1 protein-coding gene is annotated in these 1,009 nt (G+C 53.1%); it reads right to left on the reverse strand.

All coding sequences use genetic code 11. The features are described from left to right. Window positions 1-771: phosphate/phosphite/phosphonate ABC transporter substrate-binding protein (locus KOO63_11945; protein MBU8922521.1), on the reverse strand; the 771-nt coding region annotated here is incomplete at its 3' end. Window positions 772-1,009: the final 238 nt, after the last annotated feature.

Below are 1,009 nucleotides of genomic sequence, written 5' to 3' on the forward strand. Positions count from 1 at the left end.
GTCCATACTCTTGAGAGCGGTCACTAGCTTGTCGGTGATGGCCTGATCGGTCTGGGCACAAGCTGCCATAGGCCATTCGGGATACAACCTGGTGGAATGCACGAACGGGAAATCACCCTCGACCTGGTTGATGATGCGGAAGTCAGCCATATTGATCGTACCCTCGTCGGCCATGCGCTCCATGGTGTCACTTCGTACACTACCCACTTCGCAGACCCCGTTCAACACCGCCAGCACAACGTTGTCATGCTTGCTGCCCATCATAAATTCCGCGCAATCGGTTTCCGGATTGATGCCGTTGTCCATGAGTAGACGCCAGGCCATCTGGGCTCCACCGAAGGACGATTTCTTGACGACCATGAACTTCTTGCCACTAATGTCCGCCAGGTTCTGGATAGGACTGTCCGCCTTCACCAAGATGACCCCGCCGAATTCACTCAGGGCATTTCCCTTGCGGGAGTTGATGAGGGTGGCCACGGCCTTGACGCCCATTTTCTTTTCCAGCCCCACGTAGAAGGCGCTGTTGGCCAGGACAAAGTCCACCTTGCCGCCGGCAACGGCAGGTTCAATGGCCTCAAATTTCAGGGGCACGATCTTGACTTTGTCGCCGATCTGTTCGGTCAGATATGCGCCCATGGCTCCCCACTTCTGCATACATTTCGGAGCGCCGCGCTTGGCCAGAATGCCAACCTTGACTTCCGCCAAAGCTCCCTGGGGCAGGTTCACGGCCACGAAGACCATCAAAACCAGGAAGATCATAATTTTCTTCATTTTTTCTCTCCTAAGTGCAAAAACTTGGTCTGAAAGTTCGGGCTCGGAAACCCGCACACTGCTTTTCCAACGCACTTTCCTGTCGGCACATATCGCAATTACTTAAGTAATATTCCCTAGTCGACGGTCGTTTTCCCAGTAAATCACTGGAAGATTTCGGGATTGATTCTTCCTTGGAATAACCCTGAACCAGGCTCTTGACCGATATTTCCCGTTACCCCAAAATGCCGAAAGCGTA

The organism is Candidatus Latescibacterota bacterium (assembly GCA_019038625.1).
Taxonomy (GTDB): Bacteria; Krumholzibacteriota; Krumholzibacteriia; order Krumholzibacteriales; family Krumholzibacteriaceae; genus JAGLYV01.